General features: G+C 63.1%; 16 protein-coding genes and 1 tRNA gene. 10 read left to right on the plus strand and 7 right to left on the minus strand.

The window, feature by feature from the left end; genetic code table 11:
- On the minus strand, nucleotides 1-1142 hold a 1142-nt coding region (locus tag AIOL_RS25400; protein WP_235438868.1), incomplete at its 3' end, for a tetratricopeptide repeat protein.
- 362 nt (nucleotides 1143-1504) lie between these two features.
- Between AIOL_RS25400 and AIOL_RS04490 the strand changes: the two genes are divergently transcribed.
- The 4 genes from AIOL_RS04490 (at nucleotide 1505) to AIOL_RS04505 (ending at nucleotide 6883) form a co-directional block, all read left to right on the plus strand.
- Entirely contained in the window at nucleotides 1505-4954 is a 3450-nt protein-coding gene (locus AIOL_RS04490) for a class I SAM-dependent DNA methyltransferase (RefSeq protein ID WP_049641768.1), read from the plus strand.
- A gap of 189 nt (nucleotides 4955-5143) precedes the next feature.
- On the plus strand, nucleotides 5144-5347 hold the full coding sequence (locus AIOL_RS04495) for a helix-turn-helix domain-containing protein (protein ID WP_049641979.1): 204 nt from the start codon (nucleotides 5144-5146) through the stop codon (nucleotides 5345-5347).
- Entirely contained in the window at nucleotides 5347-5847 is a 501-nt protein-coding gene (locus AIOL_RS04500; protein WP_049641769.1) for a helix-turn-helix domain-containing protein, read from the plus strand. Before AIOL_RS04495 ends, AIOL_RS04500 begins: the two co-directional genes overlap by 1 nt.
- Nucleotides 5831-6883 carry a tyrosine-type recombinase/integrase gene (locus AIOL_RS04505; protein ID WP_049641770.1) on the plus strand — a complete coding sequence of 351 codons (1053 nt, stop codon included), beginning with the start codon at nucleotides 5831-5833 and terminating at the stop codon, nucleotides 6881-6883. Before AIOL_RS04500 ends, AIOL_RS04505 begins: the two co-directional genes overlap by 17 nt.
- Here AIOL_RS04505 and AIOL_RS04510 read toward each other — a convergent pair.
- From AIOL_RS04510 to AIOL_RS04520, 3 genes are all read right to left on the minus strand, one after another.
- Nucleotides 6880-8682 carry a 7-cyano-7-deazaguanine synthase gene (locus AIOL_RS04510; protein WP_049641771.1) on the minus strand — a complete coding sequence of 601 codons (1803 nt, stop codon included), beginning with the start codon at nucleotides 8680-8682 and terminating at the stop codon, nucleotides 6880-6882. The two genes, AIOL_RS04505 and AIOL_RS04510, sit on opposite strands and share 4 nt — an antisense overlap.
- Complete coding sequence (locus AIOL_RS04515; protein WP_235438871.1) at nucleotides 8675-9388, minus strand: hypothetical protein; 714 nt, start codon at nucleotides 9386-9388, stop codon at nucleotides 8675-8677. The genes AIOL_RS04510 and AIOL_RS04515 overlap by 8 nt, the downstream gene beginning before the upstream one ends.
- A gap of 201 nt (nucleotides 9389-9589) precedes the next feature.
- Nucleotides 9590-9665: transfer RNA gene (locus AIOL_RS04520), tRNA-Lys, on the minus strand.
- 108 nt (nucleotides 9666-9773) lie between these two features.
- On the opposite strand from AIOL_RS04520, the gene dapF reads away from it, so the two are divergent.
- The 4 genes from dapF to AIOL_RS04540 all read left to right on the plus strand — a co-directional run bounded on the left by dapF (nucleotide 9774) and on the right by AIOL_RS04540 (nucleotide 14310).
- Nucleotides 9774-10616, plus strand: a complete 843-nt coding sequence (gene dapF / locus AIOL_RS04525; protein WP_049641773.1) for a diaminopimelate epimerase — start codon at nucleotides 9774-9776, stop codon at nucleotides 10614-10616.
- Complete coding sequence (mtaB, locus tag AIOL_RS04530) at nucleotides 10613-11854, plus strand: tRNA (N(6)-L-threonylcarbamoyladenosine(37)-C(2))-methylthiotransferase MtaB (protein WP_049641774.1); 1242 nt, start codon at nucleotides 10613-10615, stop codon at nucleotides 11852-11854. The genes dapF and mtaB overlap by 4 nt, the downstream gene beginning before the upstream one ends.
- Before the next feature lie 521 nt (nucleotides 11855-12375).
- Nucleotides 12376-13338 (plus strand): DMT family transporter, encoded by a 963-nt coding sequence (locus AIOL_RS04535; RefSeq protein ID WP_049641775.1) that lies wholly within the window; start codon nucleotides 12376-12378, stop codon nucleotides 13336-13338.
- A 39-nt stretch (nucleotides 13339-13377) separates the two neighbouring features.
- A complete protein-coding gene (locus tag AIOL_RS04540; RefSeq protein ID WP_049641776.1) occupies nucleotides 13378-14310 on the plus strand; it encodes a DMT family transporter in 933 nt (310 codons plus the stop codon).
- Here the strand turns inward: AIOL_RS04540 and AIOL_RS04545 are convergent.
- Nucleotides 14255-14884: a thiamine diphosphokinase gene (locus AIOL_RS04545; RefSeq protein ID WP_326973077.1), complete on the minus strand. Its 630-nt coding sequence runs from the start codon at nucleotides 14882-14884 to the stop codon at nucleotides 14255-14257. The genes AIOL_RS04540 and AIOL_RS04545 overlap by 56 nt on opposite strands.
- A 177-nt stretch (nucleotides 14885-15061) precedes the next feature.
- Between AIOL_RS04545 and AIOL_RS04550 the strand changes: the two genes are divergently transcribed.
- Nucleotides 15062-17473 (plus strand): hypothetical protein, encoded by a 2412-nt coding sequence (locus AIOL_RS04550; protein ID WP_049641778.1) that lies wholly within the window; start codon nucleotides 15062-15064, stop codon nucleotides 17471-17473.
- Nucleotides 17474-17561: 88 nt separating this feature from the next.
- Here AIOL_RS04550 and AIOL_RS04555 read toward each other — a convergent pair whose 3' ends face one another.
- Both AIOL_RS04555 and AIOL_RS04560 read right to left on the minus strand, forming a co-directional pair.
- Complete coding sequence (locus AIOL_RS04555; protein ID WP_049641779.1) at nucleotides 17562-17792, minus strand: DUF2842 domain-containing protein; 231 nt, start codon at nucleotides 17790-17792, stop codon at nucleotides 17562-17564.
- 97 nt (nucleotides 17793-17889) lie between these two features.
- Complete coding sequence (locus AIOL_RS04560; RefSeq protein ID WP_049641780.1) at nucleotides 17890-19182, minus strand: adenylosuccinate synthase; 1293 nt, start codon at nucleotides 19180-19182, stop codon at nucleotides 17890-17892.
- Between the two features lie 161 nt (nucleotides 19183-19343).
- Here AIOL_RS04560 and secG point away from each other — a divergent pair, with 161 nt between their 5' ends.
- Entirely contained in the window at nucleotides 19344-19709 is a 366-nt protein-coding gene (gene secG / locus AIOL_RS04565; RefSeq protein ID WP_049641781.1) for a preprotein translocase subunit SecG, read from the plus strand.
- The last annotated feature ends 73 nt before the right edge of the window (nucleotides 19710-19782 follow it).

A 19782-nucleotide genomic window follows, 5' to 3' on the forward strand; every position in this document is an offset into this window, starting at 1 on the left:
AGGTCGCCTTGGTCGCGGCGCACATCGCCGATCCTGTTGAGCGAGACCGAGACATCGCGCTGCCATCCGGCATTTTCCGGGTCCTGGTCGGCCAGCGCCTCTGCGATCTCCAGGCTGCGTGTATAGGCCTCCAGCGCGCCGGGGAGGTCGCCTTGGTCGCGGCGCACATCGCCGACCTTGTTGAGCGAGACCGAGACATCGCGCTGCCATCCGGCATTTTCCGGGTCCTGGTCGGCCAGCGCCTCTCTGATCTCCAGGCCGCGTGTGTAGGCCTCCAGCGCGCCAGGAAGGTCGCCTTGGTCGCGGCGCACATCGCCGATCTTGTTGAGCGAGACCGAGACATCGCGCTGCCATCCGGCATTGCCCTTGTCCTGGTCGGCCAGCGCCTCTGCGATCTCCAGGCCGCGTGTATAGGCCTCCAGCGCGCCGGGAAGGTCGCCCTGGTCGCGGCGCACATCGCCGATTTCATTTAAGGAGACAGAGCGATCCCGATCCGTCACGGCGGCGGCCCCTGAGGCTTCAGCCGCGGCCAGGCCGCCGTTCAAATCCCCAGCGATCACATAAAGGCGGCTCAACTCCACCCAGTCCCAATGTCGGCTTGGGTCGAGCTTCGTGATCTCTTCGAACCGCAACATCACGCTGGCCGTGCTCACCTTGGCGCGGCCCCAAGCGTCCAGCGCAAGCCGCGCGATTTGCCGGGCATCTGCCAAGGTTCTGGCTGCGGCGGCCTGATCCCGTGCCGCCCGCAAGGCGTCCAGGATTTCCAGCGCTTGCGCTTCCTCGCCCGCGTTGAACCGTTCCAATGCGGCCAACCCCTCTGGCGTCTTAGCAATGTCCTCGACTGCCGCGCGATAGACGGCGATCTCTGCGGCATAAACGCGATCACGCTCAGCGAGTTCGGTGACCAGCCGGTCCTGCGCCTCTGCCAACGCGTCGCGCAGGGTCTCGACACGCGCCGAGACCGCCGCGCCCTCGGTCCGCAGATCCGCGACTTCGAATTGCAGGTCCTCGATCTCGCGCAGCTTTTGCCGCAGCGTCCGGTCACCCTGGCGTTTGACGGCTTGCAGCGTCGCGTTGGATTGCGCCAGGGCCGCCCGCACCTGCCGCTCGGCCTCCGAGATGGTGATCACGGCCTCGGTCACCGTCTGGGCTGGTGCGTTCAGAGCTGGCCACGCGATAATGAAAGCGAGCGCGGCTATCGTGAATGCGAAATTGAACTTCAAATGCATACTTCCCCCAATGATCAAAGGTAAGCAAAACGAAATTTTCCGCCCCAGTAGGTCTACCAATTAAGGTGGCGTATGACGTTTGATTTCTCAACCCGATGTTTTGTGGCATACGTAGTTATTATGCATTGGTTGGAGACATCGGTTCAAAAATCATAGAACTTTGCGCGCGCGTTTGTTCAGTTTTCTAAGCCGGAAACGGACCACTTGCGCACCTGACTCGAGGCGTTAATCTGATCCAACCCGAGCCAAACGCCCAAAAAGTATAGGTCGCGAATTTGCCGTCTATCGATCCTCAAGTTTTCATCGACCGCTGGCAGTCCTCCGGCGGCAACGAGATGGCGAATTTCCAAAGCTTCGCGGCAGAGCTTGTGCAGCTTTTGGATGTGGAGCCGGTAAAGGTGGCCGATGCCGATGGGCAGAACAACGACTACCGTTTTGAGCGCCCCGTTTCCCTCTCCCACACCGGGCGCGCGCGCCGTGGCCGGATCGACCTCTATCGGCGCGGCTGTTTTGTGCTTGAGGCAAAGCAGGGCAGCAACCGCCAACCAGACATCGCCGCCGAACAACTCGCGCTTCTGACCGAAAGCGACGCCCCCCGGCAAAAGGGCCACGGCAAGCGAGGCACTTCCAGCTTTGACGACACGATGCTCAGGGCGCGCAACCAGGCTGACAACTACGCGCGCGCGGTCTCCAAAGAGGACGGCTGGCCCCCATTCTTGATGGTCGTGGACGTGGGCCACGTGATCGAGCTCTACGCCGACTTCTCCAAGCAGGGCCAGGGCTACAACCAATTTCCAGACGGGAACCGCTATCGCATCGCGCTCGATGAACTCCTCGACGAAGACATCCGCGATCTGCTGCGCACGATCTGGACCGATCCCTATAGCCTCGACCCGTCCCTAAAAGCCGCCGAAGTCACACGCGACATTGCCGCTCACCTCGCCGAACTGGGCAAGAGCTTCGAGGGTCAGGGCCATGACAGCCAGACGGTGGCCAGCTTCCTGATGCGCTGCCTCTTTTCGATGTTCGCCGAAGATGTGGACCTGATCCCGCGCGGCAGCTTCACGGAACTCTTGCGCAAGCTTCGCGGACACCCGGAACACGCCCAACCAGCACTCCGGGGCCTATGGGAGACAATGAACACCGGCGGCTTCTCCCAGGTCCTGATGCTGGACCTCAAACGCTTTAATGGTGGGCTGTTCATAGAGGCCGACGCGCTGCCGTTGAACAATCTGCAACTCGGCCTGCTGATCGAAGCCGCTGAAGCCGACTGGAAACAGGTCGAACCCGCGATCTTCGGCACGCTGCTCGAACGCGCGCTGGACAAGCGCCAGCGCCACAAGCTCGGCGCGCATTACACGCCGCGCGCCTATGTGCAGCGGCTCGTCACGCCCACCATCATCGAGCCCCTGCGCGAGGACTGGCGCGATGTGCAGACCGCCGTCCAGCGCCTGACCGAGGACGGCAAAACCGACGACGCTCTCAAGCTCGTCCGCGACTTCCACGCCAAGCTTTGTGAGACCACCGTGCTCGACCCCGCCTGCGGCTCGGGCAACTTCCTCTATGTTGCGCTGGAGATGATGAAGCGGTTGGAAGGCCAGGTCACATCGCTGATGAACGATCTGGGCGACACAGCACCTCTGATCACCGTGGACCCGCACCAGTTTCTGGGGATCGAGCTGAACCCATGGGCCGCTAATGTGGCCGAGCTGGTGCTGTGGATCGGATACCTGCAATGGCACTTCCGCACCTATGGCACCGCCGCCCCGTCCGAGCCAGTGCTGCGCGACTTCAAGAACATTACCCAAGGCGATGCCGTGCTGGAATGGGAGGACCAGACGGAGCGCATGGACGCGGACGGCACGCCCGTCACCCGCTGGGACGGCGTGACCACTATGCGCCACCCCGTGACGGGGGAGGAGGTGCCGAACCCCGACGCGCGGGTGCAGGTCTATGACTATGGCAAGCCCAAGGCGACGGCGTGGCCGCAAGCTGATTTCATCGTGGGCAACCCGCCATTCATCGGGGCATCGCGCCTGCGCGACAATCTGGGCGACGGCTATGTCGAGGCGCTGTGGAAAGCTTACCCCAAGATGCCGCAAAGCGCCGATCTGGTCATGTTCTGGTGGGAAAAGGCGGCGCTGGCCGCGCGGGCCTATAGCGCCAAGACGGGCAAGGGCACCCGCCGCTTTGGCCTGATCACCACGAACTCCCTGCGCCAGACCTTCAACCGCCGCGTGCTGGAGCCGCATTTGAACGATCCGAAGAAGCCGCTCTCGCTGCTCTTTGCGATACCGGATCACCCCTGGGTCGATACGCTCTACGGGGCTGCCGTGCGGATCGCCATGACCGTGGGCGCAGCGGGCAACAGGGCCGGACGGCTGCTGACCGTGGCGACGGAGAGCAAGGAAAAGAGCGAGGCCGGTGGGCGTCTGGTGACGTTTGATCACCAGATAGGGAAGGTCTTTGCGAACTTGCAGATTGGGGCGGATGTTGCGGGGGCGAAGCCTTTGCTGGCCAATGAAAGGCTTGCTTATCGTGGCGTTCAAATCATCGGCTCTGGCTTTATAGTGTCGCGTGAAAAAGCCAACGAACTCGGCCTCGGCGTCATCGACGGCGCAGATCGACATATCCGAGAATATCGCAACGGGCGCGACCTGACGACCAGCCCGCGCGGTGTCATGGTGATCGACCTTTTCGGACTTTCCGAAGCCCAAGCGAAACAGCGTTTCCCGGCGATTTACCAACACGTCTTGGACAACGTGAAGCCGGAGCGCGATCAAAACAATCGCGACGGCTATCGCAAGAGATGGTGGATACACGGGGAACCAAGACGAGACATGCGTCCGGTTTTAGAAGGCCTGCCGCGCTACATCGCGACCGTGGAAACTATGAAGCACCGAGTGTTTCAATTCCTCGATGAAACAGTCCTACCTGACAACATGTTGGTTGCAATCGGATTGGAAGATGCTGCTTGGTTGGCAGTCTTGAGTTCGAGAGGCAGTGTACTGTGGTCTTTGGCTGCTGGCGGACGTTTGGGTGTTGGTAACGACCCTCGTTACAACAAATCACGGTGTTGCGACCCCTTCCCCTTCCCAGACCTCACCGACGATCAGCGCACCCGCCTCCGCACCTTGGGCGAAGAGCTCGACGCGCATCGCAAGCGCCAGCAGGCCGCGCATCCCAAGCTGACCCTGACGCAGATGTACAACGTGTTGGAAAAGCTCCACGGCGGGGAAACCATCGAGGGCAAGGACCGCGAGATTTACGACCAGGGCTTGATCGGCATCCTCAAGGACCTGCACGACCAGATCGACGCCGCCGTGGCCGAGGCCTATGGCTGGCCGGTGGACCTCGGCGACGAAGACATCCTCTTCCGCCTCGTCGCGCTGAACAAGGAACGCGCCGAGGAAGAGGCGCGCGGCCATATCCGCTGGCTCCGTCCCGACTACCAGAACCCCGAAGGCCGCGTGGCCGCGAAGGGCAAAACCAAGGACATGGACCTCGGTGTCACGGCCAAGGTCGAGAAAGCCCCCTGGCCCAAAACCCTCCCCGACCAGATCGCCGCCGTCCGCGAAGCCCTCACCGAGATGGGCGAGGCCTCGCCAGAGCAGATCGCCCGCCGCTTTGTCCGAGCCAGGACAAACAGCGTGCAGCCATTGCTCGACAGCCTGACTGCATTGGGCCAGGCAGAGAAGATGGATACAGATCGATACGCGGCCTAACGGGTGTCCTGCTTTTCCAAGACGCGTCCAGGGTTTTCGGTGCATAGCGCGTAAAACCAATGCCTTAACGTTGTTCGATGTCCATGACTCTTGGCGGTGTGTCCACAGATTTTCTGTGCGTTGAGCGTCATCTTTCTGTGCAGAAGCGGGTCGAGATCCATCGGGTCGCAGGAAGCTCAGGAGAAAGACATGGGCAAGTTGACCCAAGAGCAGTTGGCCGCGCGGTGGCATATCTCGCCCCGTACGCTGGAACAGTGGCGGTGGCTCGGCAAAGGACCGCGGTTCCTCAAAATCGGGGCGCGGGTGCTTTATGACGAGGCTGCCGTGGCAGCGTATGAGGCGGGGCAGGTCTGCCAAAATACCTCCGGCCCAATTGAGCGGGAGGCGGGCTAATGCCAAAGCGCTTCCCCGCCCATGGCGTCAAGACCCATCGGATCTACACCGTTTGGGAGATTGCGGAGTGTCTCAGATGTCACCGACACACGGTCACGCGTTGGATCAAAGCACGCGACTTGGATGCGGACAGAACTTGCAAACCCTGGCTCATCCGCGGCGCTGATCTCAAGGCCTTTCTCGGCCACAGACAGGCCAAGCCCACACGGCGTATGGCCCCGCATCACTGCTTTTGTCTTGGCTGCAAGAGCGCTCAGATCCCCGATGGCAATTTTGCCGAATACACCCATCAAACCCCGACCACGGGGCGGCTCACGGCGCTTTGCCCGGCCTGTGGTGTCGTCATGAGCAAGGTCATAAGGCGCACAGATCTGGAAGCGATTCAGGCCAAAATCGAGGTCGCGTTTCAACAGGCCGCCCCAAGATTAGTGTCCCTTTCGGAGCCTAGTTCAGAAGTTGCCTTGGGACAGGAGGACCAGACCCATGCCAAAGCAAGCTAGCAAAAACATCAGGATCAAGCGCAAATACCTGCTGTGGCGGCGAGATGCGAAAGGCCATTCAGAAGCAAGCGTCGATAAGGCTGCGGCGTCGATCTCGACCTATGAGCGCTTCCTTGCAGGCAAAGATTTTCGCGCCTTTCATGCTGAGCGGGCGCGCGCGTTCAAGCGCTTTCTGTCTCAGCAAAAACACGAACGGAGCGGCAAGGCGCTGTCCTCTGGGACGGTGAACGGCATCCTGCGGGATGTGCAGGCCTTCTTTCAGTGGCTCGCCGATCAGCCGGGCTATAAGAGCCGGATCGACCGTTCCGACATTGCCTATCTGACGCCGGACCGGAAGTCAGAGGCACAGCGGCGCGGCAACCTTTGGAAGCCGCACCCGTCGCCTGAACAAGCCCGGCACGTGCTCAACAAGATGCCGAATGACACCGTAATTCAACGGCGGGATCGCGCCTTGGTGGCGTTTCTTTTCCTCACTGGAGCGCGGGAAGGCTCAGCGATCTCAGTGCAACTGCGGCATATGGATCTGGCCAATGCCTGTGTTCATTTTGACGGGCGCGGGGTGTACACCAAATTCGGCAAGCGCTTTTCTACCGCCTTTTTTCCCATCGGCGGGGGTGCGGAGCGCATCCTGAGCGATTGGATCGCAGAACTGCGCAAGACCCATCTCTTCGGTGACAGCGACCCGGTGTTCCCCAAAACGAAAGTGGGGATTGGGTCAGACCGCCGGTTCTCGGTACAAGGGATCGACCGAGCACCCTGGGCCAGTGCCTCGGCCCTCGCGAAGATCTTCAAAGCGACCTTTGAGGCGGCAGGGCTGCCGCCCTATTCCCCGCATCGGGTGCGGGACATGATCGCCGAATTGGCGCGAGACCACTGCCGAACACCCGAGGACTACAAAGCCTGGTCACAAAACATGGGCCACGAGGACGTCCTGACGACGTTTCGGTCCTATGGAGCGGTCGCGCCCGGGCGTCAGGTCGAACTTATGAGCAGGTTTCGGGACGCAGCAGACGATTGCATGTTGATAGAAGACTAGGTCTTGCGACGAACGTCAACCCGATCCGGCGCAAGGCGATACCCGCTCCAGGGAACGTTTTCGATGATCTCAAACTCGTCGCTCAAGGTCGGATCAGCAGACGCAAACCTCTTACGGAGATCCCCGCGCATCCGACTGATCTGGCGCCGCAAGCTCTCATCGGTAACGTCCAAAAGCCCCGCCAATTTACCAGCCTCGGTACAAGGATAGTCAAAAGGGTCTAGACCGGCGCCTGCGGCCTCAAGGTGTTGCTCGGCCAAAATGGTCAAAAGCCGCACCGTGGCGGGACCCACCAATTCGATCTTGTCATTGATTGTGATTTTCGACGTGCTCTGCAGGGTCAAGATCAAGCGGGCTTGCAGAACCGGGCTTGGAGCAACGGGAACTTTCGGGCCAGCTCTCAGGCGCGGTTCTCTTTGGGTGTCCCCAAATAGGGCGGGTAGGCTCTGTGGCGCAGGATCTTTCGGAGCCTTTGTTCGCATAACGCCAGCAACGGCCTTGCCATGCCGCTGTAAAAGTGCGTTGACCTGTTCCAACCCCACCTGCGGCGGCACACCGAGGGAGCCAATCGAATCCGTCACCTCGGGAAAACAAGACTGCAGGTCGGGCGGCGCCATCACCTCATAGTCGAGCGCGTTGCGCACATATGACAGTGCAATCTCTCGGTCGCGAACCTCACGACGCGCACCTTGCATTAAGTCGACGGCATATGCCTCCTCTGGGTCCTCATGTTCCAGCCCCGCCGCCAGCACTGCAAACCGCCGGTCAATGCACTGCGAGCACCGCCCGCAATGGGGGTGTTGCTCTGTCCGGTTGCGCGTATCGGCACAGCTATTGGTGACGCGGATTTTCTCGGCCAGCCCCAACCGTGCGATGGTCTCCACCACATCGGTCTTAGTGCGCCAGAAATACGGGTTGTCGATCTTGGCGGTTCGCTCGAAAACGCCCGTGAAAAACCGTGTCATCAGATTCAGTGTTTTTGGATGCGTCGTCCGTGTCGCGCGGGTACTAACCACGTTGGCGACCAGCGGCAGGTTGAGGCTGACCACGCCATTCTCATAGAAACTGACCCGGTCCCGGCCAAATGACTGCGCTACGATCATCCCCAGAACCGCAAAGAGGAAGGACCGTGTCCGATAGGTCGTCTCTTTGTTGCCGCCTTTGCCAAGCTGGATCTTGACTGGGAAATGCTTGCATGACTTTGGCCCACAGCGACCTTCCAGGGCCGCTTTCAACGCTTTCTGGCGTGGCGCGATCTTGGTCGCCGAGAAATGGCTGACCAAGGCCACCTGTTGCTTATGCTCGAACATCTCCTCCAGCGCCCCTGCAAAGGAATCGAGTCCGCCCGAGAACATCATCACCCGATCCGCTTGCCAGCCGTCATCGGGCGAGAATTTGAAGAATTCTTGATGGCCACCCGCGCCAGGATGGGCGGTGAAGGTGAACTTGAACTGGTCCCCCGAGACGAAGTTCAGTACCTCCGATAAGGCGGTCCTGACATCCTTGCGCGTCCAAAGGTTTTGACACCGCACAGGGACTTCGATCTGAAAGTCACGATACCAAGCCCGGCCCAGTCGAGTATCGACAGGCCCACCCCGACTTACTGCCGCATCGCAACCGTAGACCAGTGCCGCGATCTCCAAGAGATCCAGCGAGAGATCCGGCAGGTCCGCCACCAAATTGCGGCTCAGCCCTTCAATTCGGATCGACACCGCTTTCTCGATACCGTCCAGTGTAAAGGGCAGGCCGTAATTTCGGGTGTCTCCACCCGGAGCGGGCCGGGCGCGGATCTCAGGCATTCTCGCGGCGGCCAAGCTCTGACCGCAACTTCTTGAACGCATAAGCTGTAAAGCCGTTGATCGCCTCTTGGTCCAACGCCTTGTTTTTCCAAACGGTCTTGCCGTACCAGCCGCCTGCGAAGGCCTCTACGATCTTGGACGCCTCAAATGTGTGCTGCGCCAAGTCCTGTTGAAACTCTACTCGGCCCGCGTCATCGGCGAACCGCTCGCCCGCCCCGGTATGGTTCGCCAACTCGCGGCTAAGGTAATAGTCCAGGCTGCGATAGGTCAGCCGCGCGAAGAAATCCCGCGCCAGGGCCGCAAAACCGGATCCGCTTGAGAAGTCGGCCAAAGCTTTGCGAACTTCCTGTGCTGTGGGCTCAAAAAGGCTCGGCAGCTTGTCCCGCATCTGCAAGGCCAAGCTTTCGATCAGCGCTGACTTGGCCATACCACCGATGTCAGAGCTTTGCCTCCGGGTTAACGCCTCTTGGTCAATCGCCCGCGAGATCCCTGATAGAAGGCTGGATACTTCCCCGGCCTCATCCTTGGCGATCCCAAGGCTACCGAGATAGGCGTGAAACTCGGGCGAGCGCGCCATGAGCGGCAGTTCGACCAGGATGCCACTTATGAATTGGAAAATGGGGTCCGCTGTGGCCCGCGAGAGATCAAGCTTGGAGGCCTCAGCCGCCACGCGGGCGATCTCGGGCGCGTCTGCACCATCAGCCAATTGAGCTACAACAGCGCGCCACTTTTTCGATGACGATAACGTCCCGAGCCGAATATGGCCCATGCCTCACAATCCTCCCGAGAACCCGAGGCTTGCCCAGCACCAAAAAAATCGCAAGAAAAATCTCAAGCCAATGCTTACCTCACGCTTACCCGACACACAGTGAGTTCTGGCCTGTTCTTGCTAAGTTATTGATTTCAGTGGTGAGCCGTACAGGATTCGAACCTGTGACCCACTGATTAAAAGTCAGTTGCTCTACCAACTGAGCTAACGGCCCACTCGAGCGGCTCTCCTAGGGTATGCCGCATCTTCGGTCAAGGGCAAATGCGGCGAGAATTATCGAAGCTTCTGGATTCACCGGCGGGTCGGTTGTATAGGCGCCAGCATGCGCGATCTGACACCAAATGGCGATCTGCCCTTCATGAAAATGCACGGGCTGGGCAACGACTTTGTCGTGCTGGACGCGCGTGCGCGGGCGATCGAGATCACCCCGGCCCTGGCGCGCGCCATTGGGGACCGCCACCGGGGCATTGGCTTTGACCAGCTCGCCGTGATCCGCCCCAGCGCGGACGCCCTGGCCGAGCTTGTGTTCTACAACCAGGATGGCTCCACCGCCGGGGCCTGCGGCAACGCCACGCGCTGCATCGCGCGGCATCTGATGGAGGAAACCGGCCAGGCTACCTTCCGCCTCAAGACCGAGCGCGGGCTATTGGATTGCGCCGATGCCGGGCAGGGGCTTACATCCGTGAATATGGGGCGGCCGCTGCTGGATTGGCGGGACGTCCCGCTGTCGCGCGATACAGACACGCTGCACCTGCCCATCGAGGGCGATCCCGTCGCCACCGGCATGGGCAACCCGCATTGCTCGTTCTTCGTCGACGACGCCGAGGCGGTAGACCTTGAAACCCGCGGCGCCGAGATCGAGCACCACCCGCTCTACCCCCAGCGCACCAACGTGCAATTCGCCAGCCTGATCGCCCCCAACCACCTGCGCATGCGCGTGTGGGAGCGTGGCGTGGGCGTGACGCTGGCCAGCGGGTCCTCGAGCTGCGCCGTGGCGGTGGCCGCGCATCGCAGAGGCATCGCGGACCGCAAGGTCCGCCTCACCCTTGACGGGGGCGATATCGAGATCGACTGGCGCGACGACGGCGTCTGGATGACCGGCGCAACCATGCATGTGGCGGACGGAACGCTGACCGCCGACTTTTTGGCGCTTGCAAGCGCATGACCGCGCCCGTTTTCTCCAACCATGGCTGCCGCCTGAACGCCTATGAGACCGAGGCCATGAAGGACCTCGCCAATCAGGCGGGGCTTGGCGACGCGGTGATCGTGAACACCTGCGCGGTGACCGCCGAGGCCGTGCGCAAGGCCAAGCAGGACATCCGCAAGCTGCGCCGCGCCAACCCAGATGCGAAGGTGATCGTCACCGGCTGCGCCGCGCAGATCGACCCCGCCAGCTTCGCCCAGATGGACGAGGTCGACCATGTGATCGGCAACGCCGAGAAGATGCAGCCCGCGACCTGGGCCGGGCTGTCGATCCAAGGCACCGAGCCGGTGCAGGTCGACGACATCATGAGCGTGACCGAGACCGCGGGCCATCTGATCGACGGCTTCGGCACCCGCAGCCGCGCCTATGTGCAGGTCCAGAACGGCTGCGACCACCGCTGCACCTTCTGCATTATCCCCTACGGGCGCGGCAACTCGCGCTCGGTCCCCGCGGGCGTGGTGGTCGAGCAGATCAAGCGGCTCGTGGGCAAGGGCTTTAACGAGGTGGTGCTGACGGGCGTGGACCTCACCAGCTGGGGCGGAGACCTGCCCGGCGCGCCGCGGCTCGGCGACCTGGTGATGCGCATCCTGCGGCTGACGGATGTGCCGCGGCTGCGGATCAGCTCGATCGACTCGATTGAGGCGGATGAGAACCTGATGCTGGCCATCGCTACCGAGAGGCGCCTGATGCCGCATCTGCACCTGTCGCTGCAGGCCGGGGACGACATGATCCTCAAGCGCATGAAGCGGCGGCATCTGCGCGACGACGCGATAGCCTTCTGCGAGGAGGCGCGGCGGTTGCGCCCCGAGATGACCTTTGGTGCGGATATCATCGCGGGTTTCCCGACCGAGACCGATGCGATGTTTGAGAATTCCATGAGGCTGGTCGAGGAGTGCGACCTGACCTGGCTGCACGTGTTCCCATACTCGCCGCGGCCCGGGACGCCCGCCGCGCGCATGCCCCAGGTGCACGGCGCGAAGATCAAGGATCGCGCCGCGCAGCTGCGCCGCGCGGGAGAGCAAGCCGTCGCGCGGCACCTCGCCGCCCAGGTCGGCAAGACCCACCGCGTGCTCATAGAGAACCCGGCCATGGGCCGCACCGAGCAGTTCGCAGAGATGGTGTTCGACACGCCGCAGGTGGAAGGCGAGATTGTCGAAACGAGGGTCGCGGGCATCTCTGGGTCGCAACTCACGGCTTAACAGCAATCGGTCACGTCAGGCGGGGTACGGCTGGAAAGTGGCCTGGAGCGGGCGTTGAAGGTAATCCCGCCCTGGACTTGATCCGGGGCCTCTTCCTTGAACCAAGTGCAACCCGGGCAGCGGCCGACCTGGAGGTCGCCGGCGCTACGGCTCTGAGTTGCGAGCGATGTTCGAAAACGCCAGCGTTCCGATGTGTTGCAGCGTCGCAAAAGCGGCCTCCTGGGGGAGGTCGGCCGCTGCCCGAGGCAAGCTCGGGCGGTTGCTCGGCTTGGGGTCCGTTGCGTCTGGTGTCGGCAAGCGATGTCGGGGTCGCGCGGGTTTCCAACGTCCGCCTAAGTTCAAAACCTGACAAACCCTAGCACCACCCAAGTATCCCCCTTAAACCTGCCCCATGAGCCGCGTCATCTTCCGCCGCTGCCCCTTTGCCACGCGGCGGCGCCATTGGCACCACGCGTCGCTCGGCGCCCGATATGTCGCTCTGGGAACAGTCCCGCGCCCGGGCACCTCCTAGCGTGCAACACATGAGTGCCCAGACGAGCCCCCGTGACCGCCCCCTCTTGGGGGTGTTCCTAATGATCGGTTTCTCACTGATCGCCCCGGGCATGGATGCCTTCGCAAAGCTCGCCGGCGCGGCGATCCCGGTGGGCGAGACGCTGGCCTTCCGCTTTGGCATCCAGGCGCTGCTGCTGTTGCCCTTGGCGCTGGCGCTGGGGCTTATAACGCGGCAGAGCCCGAACGCGGTGCTCTGGCACTTCATCCGCGCGGCGCTGATCCTGCTGGCCACCGGTTTTTTCTTCACCGCGCTCAAGGTGATGCCCATCGCCGACGCCATCGCGATCTTCTTTGTCGAGCCGTTTATCCTGACCCTGTTCGGCGCGGTGTTCCTGGGCGAGACGATCGGCTGGCGCCGCGTCCTTGCCTGCGCCATCGGCTTTGCCGGGGCGATGCTGGTGATCCGCCCCAGCTTTGCGGCCTTCGGGCCGGTGGCGCTGTTTCCGCTTGGAACGGCCGTTACCTTTGCGCTTTACATGATTGTGAACCGGCGCACGGCGCGCGATCAGCACCCGGTCGAGATCCAAGCCTGGACGGCCCTGGCGGCCTGCGCGCTGATCCTGCCGCTTCTGATCGCCTTTCAGGGCTCGGGGTTCCAGCCGCTGGACCCGGTGATGCCGGAGGGCCGGTACTGGTTCTACCTGGCGGGGGTGGGCGTGATCGCCAGCATCAGCCATCTTTGCGTCTCGGGGGCGCTGCGCTTCGCGCCCGCCTCGACCGTCGCGCCGTTGCAGTATCTCGAGATCATCGCCGCCACCGGGCTTGGCTACATGATCTTCGCCGACCTGCCCGACACGCAGACATTCGTCGGGATCGCCATCATCATATCGTCCGGGCTGTTCGTGATCTGGCGAGAGAACAAAGCGCCGGATATGGACCCCACCCCGGCAACGCGCGCCGCACCAACCAGCCCGCGCCCCGGCAAGATTTAACGACTCGCGTCGCCGCTGGGCTTCTGCGACAGTCCCCGGATGACAACCGACCGCCCCCTTCTTGGCATCACCCTAATGCTGGGCTTCTGCGCCGTGGCACCGATGGGCGATTCCATCGCCAAATACCTTGGCCCGTATATCCCGTTGGGGCAGATACTGACGGTGCGCTTCGCGGTGCAGGCGCTGGTGCTATTGCCGCTGGTCTTCCTGATCGGACAGACGCTTTGGATGTCGCCGCGGAACCTCTGGCTGACCTTCCTGCGCACGGTGCTGCATATCCTGGGCGTGGGCGCGATGTTTCTGTCGCTGCGCTACCTGCCGCTGGCGGACGCGGTGGCCATCGCCTTTGTGATGCCGTTCATCATGCTGCTTTTGGGCTGGCTGGTGCTGGGCGAGGAGGTCGGCCATCGCCGCCTGATCGCCTGCGCGGTGGGGTTCGCCGGGACGCTGCTTGTGGTGCAGCCCAGCTTTGCCGAGGTCGGCCTGCCCGCGTTGTTGCCGCTATTCGTGGCGCTGATCTTCGCGCTCTTTATGTTGGTGACCCGCCAGCTGGCGAAGGTGACGCACCCGGTCTCGATGCAATGCCTCAGCGGGTTAATGGCCTGCGTCCTGCTGTTGCCGTTCATTGGGCTGTCGCTGCAGACCGGCTGGGCGCCGTTCGCTTTGGTGATGCCAAGCGCGGGGCTGGCCTGGCTGTTGCTGCTGCTGGGCTTGCTGGGGTCCGTCGGGCATATCTTGATGACGCTGGCGCTGCGCTTTGCGCCCACGGCGACGGTCGCCCCGATGCAGTATCTAGAGATCCCCTTCGCCATGCTCTTCGGCTGGCTGATCTTCCGCGATTTTCCCAATGGGCTCGCGGCGCTGGGCATCGCGATCACCATCGGAGCGGGGCTTTACGTGATCTATCGCGAGCGTGTCACGGCCCGGTCAGCGCCACAATCGCCTGCGGCAGCACCGCCCGCGGCAGAATAACCAGCATCCCAGGCCCGCTGGGGCGCAGCGCGACCCGCGGTGCGCTGGCCTGATTCGACGTCCCAACGCGGCCCCAGGGGCTAAAGGTCAGGCCCTCGGTGGGCCAAAGCAGCCCCTCGGCCTCACAGGTCAGCTCGGCCATAGGAAACAGCGACACCCGTGTCCCCACCGGCAATTCCAGCGTTAACGGTGCTGAAAGGAGAAAGCAGATATCCTCTGACCCCATGACGATAGCGGGACGGTCAGGATGGCGAATCAAGGCGTTATAGACAGCCAGCTCGTGGTCGAGCCGCCCCCCGGTGAACCCCACGACAAGGACCAAGGGCGCGCGGATCGTGCGCAGGGCTTTGTCAAAATCGGAGCTGTCCTGCTCGGCGATGTGGATCAGGCGCTCTGGCGGCAGGTCATCGCGCAGCGCGGCGGGCAGGCTGTCGAAATCGCCGATCACGGCGTCGGGCACCCGGCCCTCGGCCAGAATCACGGCAGCCCCCCCATCGGCGGCGACAACGGTGTCGGCCAGGGCAAGCGACTCGGGCAGCAACCCGCTGGGAAGGTCCCCGGCGCCAACCAGCACGACTATTTCTGTTGATTGAACAATCCGGAGGGCCATATGATTATTAATGTCGTATTTGGAAACAAGTCACAATCTGACCAAGAAAAAATACCGCCTAAAACCAACTTCTGTTCCGAATCTGGAACCGAACGATGGTAAACAGGCCCTGCTGGATCGGGGGAGAAAGCGACTGATACAATGGTAAACGCCAGCAAGATCCTGACCGTGTCCTATGGCACGTTCTCTTGTACGCTCGAAGGATTCGACGACCCGTTCTCGACCATGCGCTCCATTGCCGAGTATTTCCGTGATCTCGCCGCCGATGATCGCTATTTTGGCGCCGAGCCACCGGTCCCGGATCCCGAAATGCTGCACAAGATTGCAGAGCGCGACATCCAGCGCCGGGTCGAGGCCCGCGTGGGTGACAACACTGTTGTACTTCGCCAGCTTGAGGGTGAGGGCGCCGCGAGCGCCCCGGATGCGCCTGCTCCTGCGTCCGAGGCACCGGTTGCCGACCCCGAGCCTGCCGTCGCGGCTCCCCCCCCCGCTGCGCAAATCGACACGCCAGAGGTGACGGACGCCCCGGCCGAGCCGGAAAGCGTCGCCGCCAAGCTTGCGCGCATCCGCGCCGCCGTCGCGCACTCGCGCGTCGAGACCGAGCCCTTGATGAACGAGATGTTCGCCGAGGATGAGGGTACGGCAAGTGCGCCCGCCGCCGTCGAGCCGATTGCCGAGGCCGTCGAACCGATTGCCGAGACGGTCCAAGAGACCCCGGTTGCCGAGCCTGAGACCGAGGGCGAAGACGAAGACGCCCTGTCCCAAGCCGAACCGCTGTCCTTCGACGCCGAAACCGCCGCTGAGGCCGAAACGGAGGAGGAGCAAGACGACGCTCCTGCTGTTTCGGATGCTGCGGAAGAGACTGATGAGATCAGCGCGTTTGTTGCGGACGAAGCAGAGGACGCCGCAGACCCAACCATTGAGGAAGAAGCAGAGGCGGAGCTTTCCGAGACTGCCGAAGCCTTGCAGGTGGAAGCCGATGAAGCTGCGGCGGATATCGAAGACGCTCCGATTGAATCCGGTGAGTTTGACTCCGGCGAAATCGCTGCCTTGGTTACAGAAGACGAGCCCCAGGCCGTCGCGGAAGCCGATGAAGACGAAAGCTCCCTGGGCTCGCTTGAGCATCCTGAAGACGATGCGGATGACGAGACCGGCTCTGCTGCCGAAAAGGTTGCAGACGCGATCTCTGCCGCTGCGCTTACGGATGCGCCCGCCATTGATGAGACTGACGAGGCGAATGCCGCAGACGACGATATCGAGATCGGGTCGATCCTTGGCGCCGCAGGCCTGAGCGACAGCGCAGACGACGACGCAGACGAGGCGGACCAGGAAGACAGCGCCGATGACGACCAGGCCATGTCCGCGCCGCGCGTCCGCGTGATGAAGATGTCGCGCGAGGAGTTCGAGCGGAGCTTTGAAGAGGACGTCGACGACGACGAAGCACCACAGGCCGATACGATCCGCGAATCGCTCGGCGAAACGGGGCTGTCCTCAGATGACGAAGACGACCTGATCCGCGAGCTTATGGAAGTCAATCTTGACGGCCAGCCCGCGGAGGCGAGCCCCACCTCTGACGAGACGCAGGACGAGACGCTTCTGACGCTCGGCGACGCCGAGGAGGTCACGCCAGAGCTTGACGACGAACCGGGCGGTGACGGCGAGGTCGACAGCGTTGCACGCGACCTTGCGAACCTGGTTGCCGAAACCGAGCAGATGGACGCACCCGACGCCGCGCCTGCCGCGCAGGTCCCGGCGGAAACCGACGACGCGTCCGTCGACCGCCTGCTGGCGAAGACCGACGACCGCATGGACGACAATGATGGCTCGCAGCGGCGCTCTGCCATCGCGCATCTAAAGGCCGCCGTGGCCGCTGTGCGCGCCGATGGCGACAAAGCGCGCGAAACCGAAGAGGCCGAGAACGCGCGCACCATCGACCAGTTCCGCGATGACTTGGCCCGCGTGGTGCGACCCAGCCGCCCGGAGCGGCAGGTCGAGGACGAAGCCATCGAAGACGCCGAGATGGTCGAGGTCGCAGAGGACAAGCCCTCTCGCGCGGCACGTCCCACGCGCCGGATGCCGCCGCTGATGCTGGTCTCTGAGCAGCGCATCGACAAAGACGATGACGCTGAAAACCCCGCCGCGCCCGTGCGACCCCGCCGGGTCCAGGCCGACGATCTTGAGCAAGAGAACGAGATCTTCGCCAGCGACGGGTCCAAGGACAACGCCAGCGACGCCGGAAACATCTTTAGCAACGCGGATGACTTCAAAACCTACGTTGCCGAGACCGGCGCCGAGGGCACGCAAGAGGTGCTAGAGGCATCGCTGGCCTTCGGGCTCTTTGTCGAGGGCGCACAGTTCAACGCGCGCCCCCAGATCATGCGCCGGATGCTAAGCCTCTACCCCGACGGCTCCGTCACCCGCGAGGACGGGCTGCGCGCCTTCGGTGTGCTGCTGCGCGAGGGTCGGATTCAGCGCCTGCGCCGCCGAGAGTTCGTGCTGCCAGAGACCAGCCGGTTCCATCCCGGTGCGCAGCCAGAGGCGAACTCCGCCTAACCATTCGTGTGCTCGCAGTTTGCGAGACCTTAGCGGGGCAGCCTCGGTTGCCCCGCTTTTTTTTGAGCGGGGCCGGAGGGCGCTTGCCTCAGCGGTCTTCTTCGTCAGCGCCCGGTTCCGCCTGGCCCACGCCCTTGAACACGGACCGAAACGGCAGCGCCCACAGAACGCCAAGTACCAAGTAGATCACCAGTTCCAAGACCACGCTTGGGCGCTCAAAGAGCGAGGTGATGTACCACGCAAGCGCGATGTAGATGGGCAGCCCAACCAGCAACAGCAGCAGGGACAGGCGTCGGCGCGCTTTGTAACTTAGTGCCATGTTTCACCTCCATGGCGCTGTCTCATCGCGCCCTTGCGGGCACTCTTCGACTGGCGCGTCTCGCGAAGACGCCCAATAGGGCGGATGAGCGCCCCACTTAATCCGCAAATGGGTCCGTGACCAGAATCGTATCGTCGCGCTCCGGCGAGGTCGACAGCATCGAGACCGGGCAGCCGATGAGCTCCTCGATCCGGCGCACGTATTTGATCGCCTGACCCGGCAGGTCCGCCCAGCTGCGCGCGCCCTCGGTGGATTCTGACCAGCCCGGCATTTCCTCGTAGACCGGCACGCAGCGCGCCTGCTGATCCGCCGCCGTGGGCAGGTAGTCGAACCGTTGCCCGTCCAGCTCATAGCCCACGCAGATCTTCAGCGTCTCGAACCCGTCCAGCACGTCCAGCTTGGTCAGCGCGATCCCGGTCATGCCGGAGGTAGCGCAGGTCTGCCGCACCAGGCAGGCGTCGAACCAGCCGCAGCGGCGCTTGCGCCCCGTTGTGGTGCCGAATTCGTGCCCCCGCTCGCCCAGGCGCTGCCCGTCGGCGTCGTCCAGTTCCGTCGGGAAGGGCCCCTCGCCCACGCGTGTGGTATAGGCCTTCACGATCCCCAGCACGAAATCCACCGCGCCGGGCCCGAGCCCCACGCCGGTGGTCGCCTGCCCCGCGATCACATTCGAGGAGGTCACGAAGGGATAGGTGCCGAAATCGATATCCAGCAAGGCGCCCTGAGCGCCCTCAAAGAGGATGCGCTTGCCAGAATGCTGCTTGTCGGCCAGCACTTTCCAAACGGGTGCTGCGAATTCCAGAATCTTCGGCGCGACCTCGCGCAGCTTGGCCAGCAGGGCCTCGCGGTCCACCGGACCAAGCCCCAGCCCGCTGCGCAGCGCGTTGTGATGCACCAGCGCGCGGTCCACGCGCAGCTCAAGCGTGGCGTCATCCGCCAGATCCGCCACGCGGATCACCCGGCGCCCCACCTTGTCCTCATAGGCCGGCCCGATACCGCGGCCGGTCGTGCCAATCTTGGCAACCGAGTTCTGCCCCTCGCGCGCGCGGTCCAGCTCGCCATGGAAGGGCAGGATCAGCGGCGTGTTCTCGGCGATCATCAGCGTCTCAGGCGAGATATCCACGCCCTGCGCGCGGATGCCCGCGATCTCTTCGACCAGGTGCCAGGGGTCCAGCACCACGCCGTTGCCGATGACCGAAAGCTTACCGCCGCGCACAACGCCAGAGGGCAAAGCGTGCAGCTTATAGACCTCCTCGCCCACGACCAGCGTGTGACCGGCATTGTGACCGCCCTGGAAGCGACAGATCACGTCCGCCCGCTCGCTCAGCCAGTCAACGATCTTGCCTTTCCCCTCGTCACCCCATTGGGCGCCGACGACGACGACGTTGGCCATGATGTGTCCCTGCTCTTATTTGAAACCCGCCGGGTTATAGCGGGCGCGCCGCGACCGCGAAACCACAAAGTTGCCGCAGGCCCACATCAGCGCGCCAGGGGTTGCCCCAAGCGCCCCAAGCCATTAGATACCGCCCGTTCACAACCGGAATCTGGGCCTCCATGGAAAACGTCATCCTCATCATCCTCCTGATCTTGGCGCTGGCGCTGATCGGCATCGTTCTGTTGCAGCGGTCCGAGGGCGGAGGACTGGGAATGGGTGGCGGCGGTGGCGGCGGCGGCGTGGTCTCGGGCCGCTCGGCGGCGACCGCGCTGGGCCGGATCACCTGGTATCTGGGCGGCGCCTTCATGGCGATGTGCATCGTGATGACGGTTCTGAACGCGCGCAACACCGCGGATAGCTCGGTTGTGGATCGCCTTGGCACGGACGTGCCCGCCGCGGAGGAGACCATCCCAGGCCTGCCCGCAGGCGGCAGCTTGCTGCCCCCGACCGCCGATGATGGCGCCAGCACCCCGCGCGCGGATTAACGAAGCTTACCAAAACTTGCGGCTGGGCCACACCCAGCCACTTCATCTTGCGTCTAACTTGCGCATCCGGCTG

This window comes from Candidatus Rhodobacter oscarellae (assembly GCF_001078595.1).
Lineage (GTDB): Bacteria > Pseudomonadota > Alphaproteobacteria > Rhodobacterales > Rhodobacteraceae > Rhodobacter_B > Rhodobacter_B oscarellae.